Here is a 19,008-nt window from a genome sequence, read left to right as displayed (position 1 = left end):
GCCGATCGAGTTCATCCGCTTCCGCCCCCAGGCACTGATGCTCAACGGTCTGGCCCATTTCGGCCTGGGCGAGATGGAGAAGGCCAAGCCCTACCTCGAGTACGCCCAGCGCCAGACGCCCGAACAGCCCGCTGTCCAAGCTGCTGGCGCAGGTCTATGTGGCGGAGCCCAACCTCGACCGCGCCGGCGAGGTGCTGGAGTCCTACCTCAAGGCCTACCCCGGCGACGGCCAGGCGCTCGTGATGATGGCCACGCTGCAGATGGCACAGGGCCGCCATGCACGCGCCGCCACGCTGATGCAGGAGGCGCTGAAGTCCCGTGACGCGCCGGAGTTCCGCACCGCGCTCGGCCTGTCGCTGCTGCGCGGCGGCCAGTCCGGCGATGCGGTCGGCGAGCTGGAGAAGGCCTTCCAGCGTGACCCGCGCCAGGTCTACGCGGGCATGGCGCTGGTCTCGCTCTACCTGCGCGGCGGGCAGACGGCCAAGGCGGTCGGCATCGCGGACAAGCTGGTCAAGCAGGACCCGAACAACCCCACGGCGTGGATCCAGCTCGGCGTGGCGCGCCGGGCGGCCAACAACGCGGCCGGCGCGCGCGAGGCCTATCAGAAGGCCAGTCAGCTCGACCCCGGCCTGGTCGAGGCGCAGCTCGGGCTGGTGCGCGTCGACATCACCGAGCGCCAGTTCGACGCGGCCCAGACGCGGTTGACGGCCTTGCTGAAGACGGACGAGAAGAACGCCGAGGCGCTCTACGAGATGGCGCTGCTGAGCGAGGCCCGCGGCCAGACGGCCGAGGTGCAGCGCTGGCTGTCCAAGGCCACCGACGTGAGCACCTCGCGCAACACGCGGGCGGACCAGGCCCTGGTCGCCTGGCTGCTGAAGCAGGAGCAGCCGGGACCGGCACTGGAAGCGGCCCGCAAGTTGCTCGGCAAGGCGCCCGACGATCCGCAGACGCTGATCACCTACGCCCGGGCGCAGCTCGCGAACCGCGACGTCAAGGGCGCCACGGCGACGCTGACCAGCGCGGCGCGGCGGTCGGGATTCGGCGCGGATCCGCTCGCGCAAATCGCCGGGCTGCAACTGGATGCGCGTGACCTGGTCGGCGCCGCCTACAGCCTGGACAAGGCGCTGCAGGCCGCGCCGCAGCATGTCGGCGCCCTGGCCCTGTCCTCGACGGTTGCGATGCAGCAGGGCAATCTGGCGCTGGCCGAGAAGCAGGCGAAGCAGGTGGTCCAGCTGCGGCCGCAGATGGCGCTCGGATATTCGCTGCTGGCGGACGTCGCGCAGGCTCGCAAGCAGCCCGCCCAGGCGCTGGAAGCGCTGCGCAAGGCCCATGAGATCCAGCCCACCAGCGGCAGCCTGCTGGCGCTGATGCGGGCCTTGAGCCGGCAGGACGCGGGCGGCAAGGCCGCTCAGGACCTGGCCGAACGCTGGCTGAAGACGCATCCGGCCGACCTCGCGGCCTGGAAGGCGCTGGGCGACGCCCAGGCACGCGCCGGGGCGTTCCCGGCGGCCCGGCGCAGCTACGAGGCTGCGCTGAGGCTCAGGCCCAATGATGTCGAGACGCTGAACAACCTGGCGAGCACGATGATCCGCCAGGGCGAGGCGGCGGCTGCTGCGGCGATGGCCGAGAAGGCCCTGGCGCTGGACCCGCGCAATCCGTCCGTCATCGACACCGCCGGCTGGGCCTACCACCTGGCCGGCAACGGCGAGCGCGCGCTGCCCCTGCTGCGCGATGCGCGCCTGCGGGAGCCCAACAGCCCGGACATCCGCTATCACCTCGCTGCGGCGCTGGCCAAGGCGGGGCGCAAGACCGAAGCGCGCGAGGAACTGGATGCCGCGCTGCGCAGCACCGCGTTCGACAGTCACAAGGAGGCGCTGGCCTTGAGCCAGACCCTGCGCTGAGGGCGGAAAGCCCCTCTGGTGAGGGGTTCCTGCGCTTGTCGGAAGAACTTACAGTCCCGTTCCAGAAGCGGACACATCCAACGGCAAGTGCTTGTGCCGCAAGGCATTCAAGATGTTGGCCCGGGCCTTGCTAAATGAAGGTCGAACGAATCTGACACTCCGATCACGTCGGGGCACCGAGGGGAAACCATGCAAAAAGTTCAACAACGACTGATCGGAATGGCTGCCGTGGCGCTTGCGTCGCTGCTGCCGTTCAGCGCGCATGCGCTTTCCACCTGGACCGCGGGCTCTTGCGTCAGCAACTGCAGCGAGACCGGCGACGCGGCGCCCAACGTCAGCTACGCCGCCTACTCGGCCGTGATCAACCAAACCAGCGGCGGCGCGTATTCCAGCACTGGCGGTTTCGCGCAGAGCACGTTGGCGTACTACAGCGGCAGCGGTTTTGGCGTCACGGCGCCGGGCGGTGACTCGCAGTCGCCCAACCATGCGTTGGACAATTTCGGCTACCAAGACCTGATCCTGTTGAAGTTCGACTCCGCCGTGAACCTGACCCAGCTGAAGCTGGGCTGGTGGCAATACGACAGCGACATCACCGTGCTGGCCTACACCGGCAACACGAGTGGCGGCGACGCCGCGAGCACCATCGCAGGCAAGACGGCAGCGAACCTGAAGTCGGCCAACGGCTGGTCGCTGGTGAACAGCTATGCGGATGTCGGCAGTGCCAATTCGCTCAACCTGAACACGAGCCTCACCTCCAGCTGGTGGATCATCACCGCCTACAACTCGCAGTTGGGCGGCGCGGCGACGGGCAACGACGGCAGCACCAGCGGGCTGACCCGTGGCACGGGCACCACCAGCTACAACGGCTACGACTTCGTCAAGCTGTTCTCCGTCTCGGGCAACAAGGCGCCCGGCGGCGGCAGCAACAACGGCAACGTCCCGGAACCGGCCTCGCTGGCTCTGGCCTCCGTCGCCCTGCTCGGCCTGGTCGGCGTGCGCCGCCGCAAGCAATCTCAAAGCTGAGCCTCCCTGCTCCGCGAAAGGCGACCCGATGGGTCGCCTTTCTTTTTGCCGAAGCACAACCCACCCGAACCCCAAAGAGAAACGCCCGATGCAAATGCACCGGGCGTTTTCATCTCACATCGTCCTCGGTCGCAAAACCGTTGAAGGACGGTGATGGTGGGGGGCGGTGAGGCGTGAGGTTTTGGCGCTTGCCGCCAAGGCCTCATGCCTCGGCGACCAATGCCCGGACCTCCGCAGTCCAAGCGCCCCCGAAGATCAGCTCCGCAGCGCGCGCTTGCGCTCGTTTTCCGACAGGTGGCGCTTACGCAGCCGCACCGACTTCGGCGTGATTTCCACCAGCTCGTCGTCCTCGATGAATTCAACGCCGTATTCCAGCGTCAGGTCGATCGGCGGCGTCACCTTGATGGCGTCTTCCTTGCCGCTGACGCGGAAGTTGGTCAGCTGCTTGGTGCGGGTCGCGTTGACGATCAGGTCGTTGTCGCGGTTGTGGATGCCGACGATCATGCCTTCGTAGACCGGATCGTTCGGCTTCACGAACATGCGGCCGCGGTCGTCGAGCTTGCCCAGCGCATAGGTGAAGATTTCACCCGCGTCCATCGAGATCAGCACGCCGTTCTTGCGACCGGCGATGTCGCCCTTGTGGGGTTCGTAGCCGTCGAAGATGTTGGAGATCAGGCCCGAGCCGCGCGTCAGGTTCAGGAACTCGTTCGAGAAGCCGATCAGGCCGCGGGCGGGGATGCGGTACTCGAGGCGCACGCGGCCACGGCCGTCCGGCTCCATGTTGACCAGTTCGCCCTTGCGCTCGCCCAGCGCCTGCATGACGCCGCCCTGATGGGTTTCTTCCACGTCGGCAGTGACCAGCTCGATCGGCTCGCACTTCACGCCGTCGATGTCCTGGAACACCACGCGCGGCTTCGACACCGCCAGCTCGTAGCCTTCGCGGCGCATGTTTTCCAGCAGGATGGTCAGGTGCAGTTCGCCGCGGCCCATCACTTCGAAGATGCCATCTTCGTCGGTCTCGCTCACGCGCAGCGCGACGTTGGCTTGCAGTTCCTTCTGCAGGCGGTCCCAGATCTGGCGGCTGGTGACGAACTTGCCTTCACGGCCCGCCAGCGGCGAGGTGTTGACGCAGAAGTTCATCGTCAGCGTCGGCTCGTCGACCTTGAGCATCGGCAGCGGGGCCGGGTTGCTCGGGCTGGTGACGGTCACGCCGATACCGATCTCTTCGATGCCGTTGATCAGCACGATGTCGCCGGGACCCGCCTCGGTGGCCTGCACGCGGTCCAGCCCCTGGAAGGTCAGCACCTGGTTGATGCGGCCCTTGGTGGCCTTGCCGTCCGGACCTTCCATGACGACCACGTCCATCGACGGCTTGATCGTGCCCTGGCTGATGCGGCCCACGCCGATGCGGCCGACGAAGGTCGAGAAGTCCAGCGCGGAGATCTGCAGCTGCAGCGGCGCATCCGGATCACCCTTCTGCGCCGGCACGTGCTTGAGCACGGTGTTGAACAGGGCGGACATGTCCTCGCCCCACTTCTCGCCCGGCGCGCCCTCTTCCAGCGACGACCAGCCGTTGATGCCCGAGGCGTACACGACCGGGAAGTCCAGCTGTTCGTCGGTGGCGCCGAGCTTGTCGAACAGGTCGAACGCGGCGTTGATGACGGCGTCCGGCTTGGCGCCCGGCTTGTCGACCTTGTTCACGACGACGATGGGCTTGAGGCCCAGCGCCAGCGCCTTCTTGGTCACGAAGCGCGTCTGCGGCATCGGGCCTTCCTGCGCGTCGATCAGCAGCACCACGCCGTCGACCATCGACAGCGCGCGCTCGACTTCACCGCCGAAGTCCGCGTGTCCCGGGGTGTCGACGATGTTGATGTGCGTGCCTTCCCAGCTGACCGCGCAGTTCTTCGCCAGGATGGTGATGCCGCGCTCGCGTTCGATGGCGTTGTTGTCCATCACGGTGTCGACGACCTTCTCGTGCTCGGCGAAGGTGCCGCTCTGGCGAAGGAGCTGGTCCACCATGGTGGTCTTGCCATGGTCGACGTGGGCGATGATGGCGATGTTGCGGATTTGCTTGCTCATGGGGCGGCTTTCGCTAGGGGCTTTCTCTGGATTCGGAGGAAGTCGGGGAACTCGGGATGTCTCGGATCTTTTAGGCGATGCGGGCTCAGGCGGCCTGCATCAGCATGGAAGCGATTTCGGTCGGGCTCAGCAGCCGGTCGGCGATCAGCTCGCCGCCGGCCACGTGGGCGCTGCCCAGGAAGGCGCGCGGCGCCTGGCCGTACACCCGCACCTGCGGCATGTCCGTCAGCGTCACGCGTCGGCGCATGCCGGACAGGAAACGGCCGGCCTCGTCGTTGCTCAGCTCGACCTCGGGCCATTCGCCCAGCAGGCTGTCCGGCGCGGTCAGCAGCGACAGGCGGGCATCTTCGTCCAGCGCCTCGATCTGTTCCAGCGTCACCGCCCGTTCGATCGACACCGGACCGCTCGCCGTCCGGCGCAGGCCGGCCAGGTGCGCGCCGCAGCCCAGCTTGGCGCCGATGTCCTCGCCCAGCGTGCGGATGTAGGTGCCCTTGGTGCAGCGCACGTCGATCACGAGCAGCAGCTCGGCAGGTTGCCAGTCGACGATGTCCAGCGCATGAATGGTCACATTGCGCGGCTGCCGTTCGACGGTCACGCCTTCGCGGGCGAGCTCGTACAGCGCGCGACCCTGATGCTTGAGCGCCGAATACATCGGCGGCAGTTGCGAGATTGCGCCGCGGAAACTTTCGCAGGCGGCGCGGATCGCGTCGAGGTCCAGCGACTTCGCGACCTCGTCGCGCTGCTCGAGGATCTCGCCCTCGCCGTCGCCGGTCGTGGTCGTGATGCCCAGGCGCAAGGTGGCGCGGTAGCCCTTGTCGGCCTCCAGCGAGACCTGGCTGAACTTGGTCGCCGCGCCGAAGGTCAGCGGCAGCAGCCCGGTCGCCAGCGGATCCAGCGTGCCGGTATGACCGGCCTTCTCGGCGCGCAGCAGGCGCTTGACCTTCTGCAATGCGTCATTGCTGGTCAGGCCAATCGGCTTGTCCAGCATCAGCACCGCCATGCACGGCGCGCTTCACGATCTTGGGGCGGGGGGCTACTGCGCTCATCACAACGCGGCGGCCCTCTCGGGACGCCGTCTTTCTGGCTCGGAGGACCTCAGTCCTCGGTGGTCTCGTCGTCCTTGGCTCGGGACAGGTTCGCTTTGCTGATCAGCGCGCTCATCTCGGCGGCGCGCTCGATCGTGCGGTCGAAATGGAAATGCAGGCTCGGCACGGTGTGGATCTGCAGCCGCTTGAACAGGCCGTTGCGCAGGAATCCCGCCGCCTCGTTCAGCGCCGCGCCGGTCGCTTCCGGATCGCCGACCAGCAGCGAGAAGTAGACCTTCGCGTGCGCGTAGTCGGGCGTGACCTCCACCGCGTTGATCGTCACCATGCCGACGCGCGGGTCCTTGAGGTCCCGGATCAGCTCGGCCAGGTCGCGCTGGATCTGGTCCGCCACGCGCAGACCGCGGTTGGGGATAGATCGCTTGTGACGCATGGCTCTTTCCTCACTCTCTCAAACAACAAAGCCCGGCGGTGCGAACCGCCGGGCATGAAGCTGCGGCAGGCTGGTTTATAGCGTGCGCGCCACTTCCTTGATTTCGAAGACTTCCAGCTGGTCGCCTTCCTTGATATCGCTGTAGTTCTTCAGCTTGATACCGCACTCGAAGCCTTCGCGGACTTCCTTGACGTCGTCCTTCAGGCGCTTGAGCGACTCGATCTCGCCGGTGTAGACCACGACGTTGTCGCGCAGCAGACGGAAGCGCGCGTTGCGCGTCACGTGACCGCTGGTGATCATCGAACCGGCGATGGTGCCGATCTTGGTCGCCACGAACACGGTGCGGATCTCGGCGGTACCGATGATCTCCTCGCGCTGCTCCGGCGCCAGCATGCCAGCCATCGCCGCCTTCACCTCATCCACGGCGTCGTAGATGATGTTGTAGTAGCGCAGGTCGACGTCGTTGTGCTCGGCCACCTTGCGCGCGCCGGCATCGGCACGCACGTTGAAGCCGATCACGACGGCCTTGGAGGCGATCGCCAGGTTGATGTCGGACTCGCTGATGGCACCCACCGCGGCGTGCACGATCTGCACCTTGACCTCGTCGGTCGACAGCTTGAGCAGCGAGGAGGCCAGCGCTTCCTGCGAACCCTGCACGTCGGCCTTGATGATCAGCGGCAGCGTCTGCACGTCGCCGGCCGTCATGTCGGCGAACATGTTCTCCAGCTTGGCGGCCTGCTGGCGGGCCAGCTTGACGTCGCGGTACTTGCCGGCGCGGAAGGTCGCGATTTCACGGGCGCGGCGTTCGTCGCCCAGCACCATGAACTCGTCACCGGCGCGCGGGACTTCCGTCAGACCCTGGATCTCGACCGGGATCGACGGACCGGCTTCGGCGGCAGCCTTGCCGTCCTCGTCCAGCATGGCGCGGACGCGACCGTAGGTCGAACCGGCCAGCACCACGTCGCCACGCTTGAGCGTGCCCGACTGCACCAGCACCGTCGCGACCGGGCCGCGGCCCTTGTCCAGCTTGGCTTCGATGACCAGACCCTTGGCCATCGAATCCTTCGCGGCCTTCAGTTCCAGCACTTCGGCCTGCAGCAGCACCTGCTCCAGCAGATCGTCGATGCCCTGGCCGGTCTTGGCCGACACCGGGACGAACGGCGACTCGCCGCCGAACTCTTCCGGCACGACCTGCTCGGCCACCAGCTCGCTCTTCACGCGCTCGGCGTTGGCATCGGGCTTGTCGATCTTGTTCATCGCGACCACGATCGGCACACCGGCCGCCTTCGCGTGGTGGATGGCTTCCTTGGTCTGCGGCATCACGCCGTCATCGGCGGCCACGACCAGGATGACGATGTCCGTCGCCTGGGCACCGCGGGCGCGCATGGCCGTGAAGGCCTCGTGACCCGGGGTGTCGAGGAAGGTGATCATGCCGCGCGGCGTGTCGACGTGATAAGCGCCGATGTGCTGCGTGATGCCGCCGGCTTCGCCCGCCGCCACGCGGGCGCGGCGGATGCTGTCCAGCAGCGAGGTCTTGCCGTGGTCGACGTGACCCATGACGGTGACGACCGGCGCACGGGGCAGCAGCTCGTGCTGGCCTTCGGCGGCGGCGCCCTCTTCCTCGAGGAACGCGTCCGGATCGTCCAGCTTGGCCGCGAAGGCCTTGTGGCCCATTTCCTCGACCAGGATCATGGCCGTCTCTTGGTCCAGCTGCTGGTTGATGGTGACCATCTGACCCAGCTTCATCAGCTGCTTGATGACCTCGGAGGCCTTCACCGACATCTTGTGCGCCAGATCGGCTACCGAGATGGTTTCGGGGACGTGGACTTCCTGGGTCACCGGCTCGTTCGGAGCCTGGAAATTGGACTGCGAGGCGCCGCGATCGTCGCGACCGCCACGGCGGCCCGACGGACCGCCACGGCCCGGCGCGCGCCAACCCGTGCCGCCGCCAGGACGGGCCGGACCATCGGTGCGGCCGCCACCCGGCTTACCGGCGACGCCACGCTTCTTGGCGTCATCGGCCCAGCTGGACGACAGCTTCTCGGACTTGACCGACTTCTTGTCGCCGGGCTTCGCGCCCGCGGCGGCCGTCGTGCCGGCGGCGCCAGGAGCACCGCCCGGCTTCTTGTGGATCGTGCCCTTGATGCCGGCAGCCGGCGTGGCTTCGGGCTTGGGCTCTTCCTTCTTCGCGACCAGCACCTTCTTGGGTGCATTCATCATCGCGCGGATGGCGGCAGCCTCGGCTTCGGCGGCCTTGCGGCGGCGCTCCAGCTCGACCTGGCGCGCCTTCTCGTCGGCGGCGACGTCGGCGGCCTTCACCACGCGCAGCACGGGCTTCGCGGGTTCGACCGGAGCCGGTGCCGGAGCAGCGGCCACGGGAGCCGGCGCCGGTGCGGGCGCGGCAGCAGCCGCGGCCTTCTCGGCCGCCTTGTCGGCGGCCTTCTCGGCCTTGGACTTGGCGGCGTCGGCGATCTTGCGCGCTTCGGCGTCGGCGGCGGCCTTGGCCGCGGCTTCGGCGGCGGCCTGTTCAGCCGCTTCGCGCGCGGCGCGCTCTTCCTCGCGACGCTTCTCTTCGGCTTCGCGCGCGGCGCGCTCGGCGTCCTCGCGCTCACGCACCTTGCGGGCGAGTTCTTCTTCCTGCTGGCGAAGCGCCTCGGCCTGCGCCTGCACTTCTTCCTCGCGGCGCTTCAGCTCGGCTTCCTCGGCGGCGGCGGCGGTGGCGTCATCGACACCGTCCTCGCGCTTGACGAAGACGCGCTTCTTGCGCACCTCGACCTGGATCGTGCGAGCCTTGCCCGAGGCATCGGCCTGCTTGATCTCGCTGGTCGACTTGCGGGTCAGCGTGATCTTCTTGCGCTCGGCGCCGCCGGCGGTCCCGTGCGCGGTGCGCAGGTGATCCAGCAGACGTTCCTTGTCGCTTTCGTTCAAGGTGTCCTCGGCGGACGCCTTCTTGACGCCCGCAGCTTGGAGCTGCTCCAGCAACGTGGTCGCAGGCCTGTTGAGCTCTGCGGCCAGCTGGGCGACGGTGGTCACGGCCATTGTTGAAATCCTTAAATCTTGTGTGGGGCGGAGCGGTCTGGTTTCGCTTGAAGTCGCTTCAGAGCGTGTCTGCTCGGGCGTTATGCGTTGAACCAGTGCTCGCGCGCCTTCATGATCAAAGCGCGTGCCGCTGCCTCGTCCAGGGACGAAATCTCGACCAATTCGTCAACGGCCAGGTCTGCCAGGTCGTCACGGGTATGGATGTCGCCGGCCGCCAGCTTGGCGATCAGCTCGGGGGTCACGCCGTCCAGGTCGCGCAGGTCCTGGGAGACCTCCTCGACCTTTTCCTCGCGGGCGATTTCCATCGTCAGCAGGGCGTCCTTGGCGCGGGTGCGCAGCTCGTTGACGGTCTCTTCGTCGAAGGACTCGATCTCGAGCATCTCCTGCATCGGGACGTAGGCGACTTCTTCCAGCGAGGCGAACCCTTCGGCGATCAGGATGTCGGCGACTTCCTCATCCACGTCCAGCTTCTCGACGAACAGCTTGCGCACCCCGTCGGATTCCTCGGCCTGCTTGGCCGCGGATTCCTCGGCGGTCATGATGTTGATCTTCCAGCCGGTCAGCTCCGAGGCCAGACGCACGTTCTGGCCGCCGCGACCGATCGCGATCGCGAGGTTCTCCTCGTCGACGACGACGTCCATCGCGTGGCGCTCCTCGTCCACGACGATCGACTGCACGTTCGCCGGCGCCAGCGCGCCGATCACGAACTGCGCCGGATCCTCCGACCACAGCACGATGTCCACGCGTTCGCCGGCCAGCTCGTTGGTCACGCCGTTGACGCGAGAACCGCGCACGCCGACGCAGGTACCGATCGGGTCGACGCGCTTGTCGTACGAGACGACGGCGATCTTGGCGCGGCTGCCGGCATCGCGGGCGGCGTTCTTGATCTCGAGCAGGCCCTGCTCGATCTCCGGCACTTCCTGCGCGAAGAGTTCCTTCATGAACTCGCCGGAGGAGCGCGACAGCATGATCTGCGGACCGCGCTGCGTCGGGTCGATGCCCAGGATCACCGCGCGGACGCGGTCGCCGGTGCGCAGGTTTTCCTTCGGGATCATCTCGTTGCGCTTGAGGCGGCCCTCGACGCGGCCGGACTCGGCAATGATGTCGCCCTTGTCCAGGCGCTTGACCGTGCCGACGAAGATGCGCTCGCCGCGCGACATGAAGTCGTTCAGCAGCTGCTCGCGTTCGGCGTCGCGGATCTTCTGCAGGATGACCTGCTTGGCGGCCTGGGCACCGATGCGGCCGATCGGCACGGACTCGACGCCTTCCTCGATGTGGTCGTCGACTTCGATGTCGGCGATCTGCTCCTGCGCTTCGAACAGCAGGATCTCGGAATCGGGGTTCTGCAGGCCGGCCTCGTTGGGCACGACGTGCCAACGGCGGAAGGTCTCATACTCGCCGGTGTCGCGGTCGATGGCCACGCGGATGTCGACCTCGCCGCCATACAACTTCTTGGTGGCCGAAGCCAGCGCCGCCTCAACGGCGCCGAACACCACATCGCGCTCCACGCTCTTCTCGCGCGAGATGGCGTCCACCAGCATCAACAGTTCGCGGTTCATTGATCGAGACCTCCGTCAACCTTGTCATCCGTCTGCCGGGACTTGGCATTGCTCTTCTTCTTCGACGCCTTGGGCTTCGCAGCCGCTCCGTCAGCAGATTCCGATCCGGGCGCCAAGCCCGTGTTCTTTTCGCCGCGTCATCCGCGGCAGCGCCGCCCGCCGGCTTCGGCGGGCGACCCTTGAAAACGATCTCCGGCACCAGCTTGGCCGAGCGCACTTCGTCCAGCGCGAAGTCCAGCACCTGCTCGGTCTTGCCGTCCATGAAGATCACGCGCCAGGCGGTGTTCTGCGCCAGCGCGTTCCAGTCGTCCTGCGCCACGCCTTCGGCCGCGACCAGGACACCCCGGTACTTCTTGCGACCCTGGAAAGCCTCGCGCAATGTGATTTCCACTTCGTGACCGCGGAACCGGGCGTAGTCGCCGGCATTGTTCAGCGGACGGTCCAGGCCGGGGGTCGACACTTCCAGGCGCGTGTAGTCGACTTCCTCGACTTCCATCACGTAGCGCAACTGGCGCGTGACGCGCTCGCAGTCCTCGACGTTGACCGGCTGCTCCGGCTCCTGACCGTTCACGAGCGCCTTGTCGATGTACACGCGCAGCAAGCCCCCGGCGCTGCGTTCGCAGCCCACCACCTCGTAACCGAGTCCGGTCACGGTTTTTTCAACAACGGCTTGCCAGCTCAAATTCATCGACGAAAGTATTTGCCCTGTGACAGGCACGTAGGTACAGCCAAAAAAAATGGGCTGGATGAATCCGCCCACCGTTCACTTTTTCAGCGAAGCTAGAAGTGTACTATGCAAACAGCGTGCCGACAAGGCTGCGTCATCCTTCACGGCATGACGTGCGAGAATCCCTGCCTTCCTTGAATCTATGAATACCAGGAGCAGACATGGGATTTCTCGCCGGCAAGCGACTGCTGATCACGGGCGTGCTGTCCAACCGTTCGATCGCCTACGGCATCGCCAAGGCCTGCCACCGCGAGGGCGCTGAACTGGCCTTCAGCTACCAGGGCGAGCGCTTCAAGGATCGCATCACCGAATTCGCCGCCGAATTCGACTCCAAACTGGTGTTCGACTGCGACGTGAGCGACGACGCCCAGATCGATCGCCTGTTCGCGGACCTCGGTCAGCACTGGCCGGAATTCGACGGCTTCGTCCATTCGATCGGATTCGCGCCGCGCGAGGCGATCGCCGGTGAATTCCTGGACGGCATGACGCGCGAGAACTTCCGCATCGCGCACGACATTTCGGCGTACAGCTTCCCGGCGATGGCCAAGGCCGCCCAGCCGCGCCTGCGCGCGGGCTCGGCACTGCTGACGCTGTCCTATCTGGGGGCGGACCGCTTCGTTCCCAACTACAACACGATGGGCCTGGCCAAGGCCTCGCTGGAAGCCAGCGTGCGCTACCTCGCCTACGGTCTGGGCGGCAAGGGCATCCGCGTGAACGGCATCTCCGCCGGTCCGATCAAGACGCTGGCCGCCTCGGGCATCAAGGACTTCGGCAAGCTGCTCAAGCAGTTCGCCGACAGCGCCGCCATCAAGCGCAACGTCACGATCGAGGACGTCGGCAACACGGCCGCCTTCCTGCTGTCGGACCTGGCGGGCGGGATCAGCTCGGAGATCGTCTACGTGGACGGCGGGTTCAGCCACGGGGCGATGGCCGGCACGGAGTGAATCTCCCAACCCCATGAAAACAGGCCCCGAGGGGCCTGTTTCTTTTGGGATTACTTCTTGGTGTCGATCACGCAGTCCACGTAGTAGCGCGTCACGCCGTCCTCTCCCTTTTCCGCCACCAGTCCGTGGACGTCGGTGGCGAAGCCCGGGAACTTGGCGTTGAAGTCTCTGGTGAACTTCAGGTAGTCCACGATCCGCTTGTTGAAGCGCTCGCCCGGGATCAGCAGCGGGATGCCCGGGGGATACGGCGTCAGCAATGCGGTGGTGACACGACCTTCCAGCTTGTCGATCTCGACGCGCTCCGTCTTGCGATGCGCGATGTGCGCATACGCATCCGACGGCTTCATCGCCGGCTCCAGCTCGGACAGGTAGACCTCGGTCGTCAGGCGCGCGATGTCACCCGACGCATAGGCCTCGTGCACGCTCTGGCTCAAATCGCGCAGGCCCATGCGCTCATAGCGCGGGAACGCCGCCACGAAGTCCGGCAGGATGCGCCAGATCGGCGCGTTGCGGTCGTAGTCGTCCTTGAACTGCTGCAGCGCGGTCAGCAGCGTGTTCCAGCGGCCCTTGGTGATGCCGATGGTGAACATGATGAAGAACGAGTACAGCCCCGTCTTCTCCACCACCACGCCGTGCTCGGCCAGGAACTTGGTGACGATGCTGGCCGGGATGCCGGTCTTGGCGAACTTGCCGCTCATGTCCAGCCCCGGCGTGATGACCGTGGACTTGATCGGATCCAGCATGTTGAAGCCGGCCTCGATCGGCCCGAAGCCGTGCCACTTCTCGTTGGCCTTGAGCATCCAGTCGGCCGCCTTGCCGATGCCGTCGTTGGCGAGCTTGTCCGGCCCCCAGACCTTGAACCACCAGTCCTTGCCGTAGTCCTTCTCGACCTTGCGCATCGCGCGGCGGAAGTCCAGCGCCTCGCTGATGGATTCCTCCACCAGAGCCGTGCCGCCCGGGGGCTCCATCATCGCGGCCGCGACGTCGCAGCTGGCGATGATCGAGTACTGCGGGCTGGTCGAGGTGTGCATCAGGTACGCCTCGTTGAACAGGTGCTTGTCCAGCTTCACGTTCTGCGAGTCCTGCACCAGCACCTGCGAGGCCTGCGAGATGCCCGCCAGCAGCTTGTGCGTCGACTGCGTGGCGTAGACCATCGCGGTCTTCGGACGCGGACGGTGCTTGCCCATCGCGTGGTACGAGCCGTAGAAGTTGTGGAACGCCGCGTGCGGCAGCCACGCCTCGTCGAAGTGCAGCGTGTCGATCCAGCCGTCCAGCTTCGACTTGATGGTCTCGGTGTTGTAGAGCACGCCGTCGTAGGTGCTCTGCGTCAGCGTCATGATCCGCGGCTTGGCCTTCTTCGCGTCCACGCCCTTGAGCAGCGGATTCTTGGCGATCTTCTTGCGGATGGTCTCGGGCGAGAACTCGCTCTCCGGGATCGGGCCGATGATGCCGTAGTGGTTGCGCGTGGGCGTCATGAAGACCGGCACCGCGCCGGTCATGATGATGCTGTGCAGGATGGACTTGTGGCAGTTGCGGTCCACGACCACGATGTCGCCCGGCGCCACCGTGTGGTGCCAGACCATCTTGTTGGACGTCGACGTGCCGTTGGTGACGAAGAAGCAGTGGTCCGCATTGAAGATGCGGGCGGCGTTCTTCTCGCTCTCGGCGACCGGGCCGGTGTGGTCCAGCAGCTGGCCGAGTTCCTCGACGGCATTGCACACGTCGGCGCGCAGCATGTTCTCGCCGAAGAACTGGTGGAACATCTGTCCGACCGGGCTCTTCAGGAAGGCCACGCCGCCGGAGTGCCCCGGGCAGTGCCACGAGTACGAGCCATCCTGCGCGTAGGCCATCAGCGCCTTGAAGAACGGCGGCGCCAGACCGTCGAGGTAGCTCCTCGATTCACGGATGATGTGACGCGCCACGAATTCCGGCGTGTCCTCGAACATGTGGATGAAGCCATGCAGTTCACGCAGCACGTCGTTGGGCAGATGCTGCGAGGTCCGCGTCTCGCCGTACACGTAGATGGGGATGTCCGCATTCTTGAAGCGGATCTCCTGGATGAACTTGCGCAGGTTCAGGACGGCCGGGTCGAGTTCCGCGCCGTCGCCGTTGCCGGAGAACTCCTCGTCGTCGATCGACAGGATGAAGGCGCTGGCGCGGCTCTGCTGCTGCGCGAACTGGCTCAGGTCGCCGTAGCTCGTGACGCCCAGGACTTCGAAGCCCTCTTTCTGTATGGCCTCCGCGAGCGCGCGGATGCCCAAACCCGAGGTGTTCTCGGAGCGATAGTCCTCGTCGATGATGACGATGGGAAAGCGGAAACGCGGCGTCATGGAAGCCTCCGGATCGGGGCAGGTCAAACAAGAAAGGCGCGAAGTGTAGGGCTAGAGCCGTGTCACGCAAGTGTTGATCGGGGGTTGTCGCAGAAACAGAACGGCCATGCCGCCGACCGCCTGCCGACGACCTGCCGACGGGCCGTCGATCACCCCTCGCCCACTGGCCGACGGCCCGGAAAAGCAGGAGGCAAGCCCCCTTTGGAGCGCCCTGGCAAGCACCGGCCCGGGGCGTACACTGACCCGACTCGAAGGACCGGGCGAATCACGGATCGCCCGGCAATCAGCTAGGAGGAATCGATGGACTGGAGTCTCGCCACCTGGTGGTGGGTGATCTGCGGCGTACTGGTGGCGGCGGAGCTCGCGACCGGCACGACGTTCTATCTCTTGATGCTGGCGCTGGGCGCCGCCGCGGCGGCATTGACCGCCCATGTCGGCGGACCGTTCTCGGCGCAGCTGGTCCTCGCCGCGCTGATCGGCGGCGGCGCGGTGACCTGGTGGCATCTGCGCCTGCGTCGCCATCCAAGACTGCCGGCTGCAGAGAACCCCAACGTGAACCTCGACATCGGCCAGAGCCTGGAGGTCGCGCACTGGCGCGCTGACGGCACCGCCGAGGTCCGGTATCGCGGCGCCGCCTGGCAGGCCCGCTTCGTCGGCACCGGCACCCCGGCCATCGGGCGCCATGTCATCCGCGCGGTCGAGGGCAGCTGCCTGCTCGTCGAAGCCGGCTGATCCGCCGCCCCCTCCGTTTCAATTCCCTTCCCGAGAGAGAACCCCGCTCATGGAAATCATCGCCCTGGTCATCTTGATCGTCGCCATCGTCTTCGTCATCCAGTCGGTGAAGGTGGTCCCCCCAGCAGAACGCCTGGGTCGTGGAACGCCTGGGCAAGTACCACGGCACGCTGACGCCCGGCCTGAACATCCTGGTGCCTTTCGTGGACCGGCTGGCCTACAAGCACTCGCTCAAGGAGATCCCGCTGGACGTGCCCAGCCAGGTCTGCATCACGCGGGACAACACCCAGCTGACGGTGGACGGCATCCTGTACTTCCAGGTCACCGACGCGATGCGGGCCAGCTACGGCTCGAGCAACTACATCATCGCGATCACGCAGCTGGCGCAGACGACGCTGCGCTCGGTGATCGGCCGCATGGAACTGGACCGGACCTTCGAGGAACGCGACGTGATCAACAGCTCCGTCGTGCAGGCGCTCGACGAGGCCGCGCTGAACTGGGGCGTGAAGGTGCTGCGCTACGAGATCAAGGACCTGACGCCGCCGGCGGAGATCCTGCGCTCGATGCAGGCGCAGATCACCGCGGAGCGCGAAAAGCGCGCGCTGATCGCGGCCTCGGAAGGCCGCCGCCAGGAGCAGATCAACATCGCCACCGGCGAGCGCGAGGCGGCGATCGCGCGTTCCGAGGGCGAGAAGCAGGCCGAGATCAACAAGGCTCAGGGCGAGGCCGCCGCCATCCTGTCGGTGGCGGAGGCGAGCGCCGAGGCGATCCGCAAGGTCGCCGCGGCGATCCAGCAGCCGGGCGGCAGCGACGCGGTGCAGCTGAAGGTCGCGGAGAAGGCGGTCGAGGCCTTCTCGCAACTGGCCCAGAAGAACAACACGATGATCGTGCCGGCCAACATGAGCGAGGTCTCGGGCCTGATCGGCACCGCGATGGCGCTGATCAAGAGCGACAAGGTGATCCAGCCGGGCCGCTGAGGACTCGACCCCCCTCCTCCGCCCTGAGCGCGAACGCTCTGCAAGCTGCGCCGGAAGTTGCTCGGCAACTCACACCCGCAAGTTTGATTCGGGGCCAAAAATCTGCGCTATGATGGCGGGCTTCGGAGAGATGGATGAGCGGTTTAAGTCGCACGCCTGGAAAGCGTGTGTAGGTTAATAGCCTACCGAGGGTTCGAATCCCTCTCTCTCCGCCAGACATCCAGTACAACGGGCCTCGAGTGATCGAGGCCCGTTTGCTTTTCAGGGCGCAATGTCGGGCGTCACTGAGGGCGTCACTTCGGGCACTGTCCCGGTCGGCTTCCGGTGCGATCTATCATCCCGCCCCATGCTGACCTTCGAACAATTCTTCGGTTTCCTGCTCGCCGCCACGTTGATCACCGCATCGCCCGGCCCCGACAACCTGATGGTGCTGGGCATGGGCGTGTCGAAGGGCCGCCGACACGGCATGGCCTTCGGCCTGGGCTGTGCGCTGGGTTGCCTGAGCCACACGGTGCTGGCGGCGATCGGCGTCAGCGCATTGATCGCGGCGTCGCCGGTGGCCTTCACCGCGCTGAAGGTCTGCGGCGGGCTGTACCTGATCTGGCTCGGCATCAAGGCGCTGCGCAGCCGCGGCGGCGCGACGGTCGGCGATGCGTCGCAGGTGGAGGACTCGCTCTCGCGCCTGTTCTTCAAGGGCGTTTTCGCCAACGCGATCAACCCGAAGGTCGTGCTGTTCTTCCTGTCCTTCCTGCCGCAGTTCGTCGTGCCGGCGCAGGGCCACGTGGCGGCGCAGACGGCCTTGCTCGGCCTGACCTTCACGCTGCAGGCGGCGGTGCTGTTCGGCCTGCTCGGCTACTTCGCCGGCGCGATCGGCCAATGGCTGCAGCGCAAGCCGCGCGCGGGGCTGTGGCTGGATCGCGTCGCCGGCGCCGTGTTCGTCGCGTTGGGCCTGCGGCTCATCGTGGCGCGCTGAGCGCGCCTGCAGACCCAACGGGGAAAGCGACACCAGGCAGCCTGGCGCCGCACCTGAAGCTGCTGACGTCCAGCGGCCTGCCCCAGCCTGAGCCGGGGCTGGCCCTTCATGCCGAGGCCAACGGCAGCGCGTGCCCGTCCCCCTGCGCCAGCACCGGCGCGTCGTACAAAGCGCGGATCGCGTCGCGCCCCACCGCCACCGTGCTCAGGATGCGTCCGTCGGCGCCCACCCACAGCGCGCTCGGCGTGGCGATCACGCCGAAGAGCTGGTTGATGTCCTGACCCGACTGCAGCACCACGCGATCCGGCGCGAGGTTGTTGAAGGTCGTGCGGTTCGACTCCGCGCTGCCGCTGCTGATGGTCAGCCAGTGCACAGGCTCGCCGTCCTGACGGCGCCAGGACGCCATCTCCTTCATGACCTCGTGGCACGGCGCGCACTGCGGTCCGACGAAGACCAGCAGCTGCGACCCCGACTGCGCGACGTAGTCCGCCAGCGTGCGCGTGTTCCCCGCCACCGTTGGCGCGGCGAAGGCCGGCGCCGCCTGACCGACATGCAGCACCTGGTTGGACACCAGCGTCTCCAGGCTGGGCACGCCGCCCGCGGGTTCGATGCCCAGCGACTGCAGCCGCAGCTCCAGGTGGTCGATCTTCAGCAGCAGTCGACCCTGCTGGCGCGCCAAATGCAGCACCAGCCAACCCAGCAATCCCACCGCCAGCACCAGCACCGTCGAGAGCAAGACCTGACCCCGTCCGCCGGAGACCAGCGTGCCGGTCAACGATGCCGCGCCCTCGCCCGCCAGCGCGCTGGACAGCAACCAGGCCGCCAACGCCACCAGCAGGCCGTTGCGGACCACGCTGGCCCACGAGATCGGCTGCGAGCGCGTCTGTCCGAAGCAGTTGCACGAGGGCTTGTTGCCCTGCGCCAGCTGCACCGCCATCGCCGCGGCGAAGACGGCCAGCAGGCCGGCGGCCGATGCGATGCCCAGGGCCGGCGCCCACGGCAGCACCACCAGCAGCGCGACCGCGAATTCCAGCAGCGGCAGCAGCCAGGCGCCCGAGCGCGCCAGCGCCGCGGGCGCGCCGAAGCTGCGCAGCGCCTGCGCGGTCGCGTCCGGCTCCGAGAGCTTGGACCACGCCGCGAGCGCGAACACGCCCGCCAGGAACCAACCCCCCAACACGATCAGGATGTCCACGATACGTCTCCCTTCCCGTTCCGTTTGTCCGGTGTCGCCACCAATGGTTGCGCCCG

General features: G+C 66.8%; 12 protein-coding genes, 1 tRNA gene and 2 pseudogenes. 7 read left to right on the top strand and 8 right to left on the bottom strand.

The features are described from left to right. Nucleotides 1-158 precede the first annotated feature (158 nt). Nucleotides 159-1,901, top strand: a complete 1,743-nt coding sequence (prsT, locus tag ACFJIX_RS18395; RefSeq protein ID WP_377153496.1) for an XrtA/PEP-CTERM system TPR-repeat protein PrsT — start codon at nt 159-161, stop codon at nt 1,899-1,901. A gap of 189 nt (nt 1,902-2,090) precedes the next feature. Continuing rightward, entirely contained in the window at nt 2,091-2,924 is an 834-nt protein-coding gene (gene xdp1, locus ACFJIX_RS18390) for an exosortase-dependent surface protein XDP1 (protein ID WP_377153494.1), read from the top strand. Between the two features lie 255 nt (nt 2,925-3,179). On the opposite strand, the gene typA is transcribed toward xdp1, so the two are convergent. The 6 genes and pseudogenes from typA to rimP all read right to left on the bottom strand — a co-directional run bounded on the left by typA (nt 3,180) and on the right by rimP (nt 11,837). After that, on the bottom strand, nt 3,180-5,003 hold the full coding sequence (gene typA / locus ACFJIX_RS18385) for a translational GTPase TypA (RefSeq protein WP_297528746.1): 1,824 nt from the start codon (nt 5,001-5,003) through the stop codon (nt 3,180-3,182). A gap of 85 nt (nt 5,004-5,088) precedes the next feature. After that, nucleotides 5,089-6,049 (bottom strand): annotated as a pseudogene (gene truB, locus ACFJIX_RS18380) (tRNA pseudouridine(55) synthase TruB). Nucleotides 6,050-6,098: 49 nt separating this feature from the next. Then, complete coding sequence (rbfA, locus tag ACFJIX_RS18375; protein WP_377153491.1) at nt 6,099-6,479, bottom strand: 30S ribosome-binding factor RbfA; 381 nt, start codon at nt 6,477-6,479, stop codon at nt 6,099-6,101. Between the two features lie 75 nt (nt 6,480-6,554). Further along, complete coding sequence (infB, locus tag ACFJIX_RS18370; protein WP_377153489.1) at nt 6,555-9,518, bottom strand: translation initiation factor IF-2; 2,964 nt, start codon at nt 9,516-9,518, stop codon at nt 6,555-6,557. 80 nt (nt 9,519-9,598) lie between these two features. After that, nucleotides 9,599-11,077: a transcription termination factor NusA gene (nusA, locus tag ACFJIX_RS18365; RefSeq protein WP_377153487.1), complete on the bottom strand. Its 1,479-nt coding sequence runs from the start codon at nt 11,075-11,077 to the stop codon at nt 9,599-9,601. After that, nucleotides 10,995-11,837 (bottom strand): ribosome maturation factor RimP, encoded by an 843-nt coding sequence (gene rimP, locus ACFJIX_RS18360; protein WP_377153485.1) that lies wholly within the window; start codon nt 11,835-11,837, stop codon nt 10,995-10,997. Before rimP ends, nusA begins: the two co-directional genes overlap by 83 nt. 128 nt (nt 11,838-11,965) lie before the next feature. Between rimP and fabI the strand changes: the two genes are divergently transcribed. Next, nucleotides 11,966-12,748: an enoyl-ACP reductase FabI gene (gene fabI, locus ACFJIX_RS18355; RefSeq protein ID WP_377153483.1), complete on the top strand. Its 783-nt coding sequence runs from the start codon at nt 11,966-11,968 to the stop codon at nt 12,746-12,748. 50 nt (nt 12,749-12,798) lie between these two features. Here fabI and ACFJIX_RS18350 read toward each other — a convergent pair whose 3' ends face one another. Beyond that, nucleotides 12,799-15,078, bottom strand: coding sequence for an Orn/Lys/Arg decarboxylase N-terminal domain-containing protein (locus ACFJIX_RS18350; RefSeq protein WP_377153481.1), 2,280 nt, complete (start codon nt 15,076-15,078; stop codon nt 12,799-12,801). Between the two features lie 300 nt (nt 15,079-15,378). Between ACFJIX_RS18350 and ACFJIX_RS18345 the strand changes: the two genes are divergently transcribed. The 4 genes and pseudogenes from ACFJIX_RS18345 (at nt 15,379) to ACFJIX_RS18330 (ending at nt 17,760) form a co-directional block, all read left to right on the top strand. After that, the gene (locus tag ACFJIX_RS18345; RefSeq protein ID WP_377153479.1) at nt 15,379-15,810 is read left to right on the top strand and encodes an NfeD family protein; all 432 of its coding nucleotides are present in this window, start codon (nt 15,379-15,381) and stop codon (nt 15,808-15,810) included. 49 nt (nt 15,811-15,859) lie between these two features. Continuing rightward, nucleotides 15,860-16,787: pseudogene (locus ACFJIX_RS18340) on the top strand (SPFH domain-containing protein). Nucleotides 16,788-16,911: 124 nt separating this feature from the next. Beyond that, nucleotides 16,912-17,002: transfer RNA gene (locus ACFJIX_RS18335), tRNA-Ser, on the top strand. 131 nt (nt 17,003-17,133) lie between these two features. Further along, entirely contained in the window at nt 17,134-17,760 is a 627-nt protein-coding gene (locus ACFJIX_RS18330; protein ID WP_377153477.1) for a LysE family translocator, read from the top strand. Between the two features lie 106 nt (nt 17,761-17,866). Here the strand turns inward: ACFJIX_RS18330 and ACFJIX_RS18325 are convergent, their stop codons facing one another. Further along, nucleotides 17,867-18,952: a MauE/DoxX family redox-associated membrane protein gene (locus tag ACFJIX_RS18325; RefSeq protein ID WP_377153475.1), complete on the bottom strand. Its 1,086-nt coding sequence runs from the start codon at nt 18,950-18,952 to the stop codon at nt 17,867-17,869. Between the last annotated feature and the right edge of the window lie 56 nt (nt 18,953-19,008).

The organism is Roseateles sp. UC29_93 (assembly GCF_042695725.1).
GTDB lineage: Bacteria > Pseudomonadota > Gammaproteobacteria > Burkholderiales > Burkholderiaceae_C > Roseateles > Roseateles noduli_A.
The sequence above is the reverse complement of the archived record's forward strand: the minus strand, read 5'-3'. Positions and strand labels throughout refer to the sequence as shown.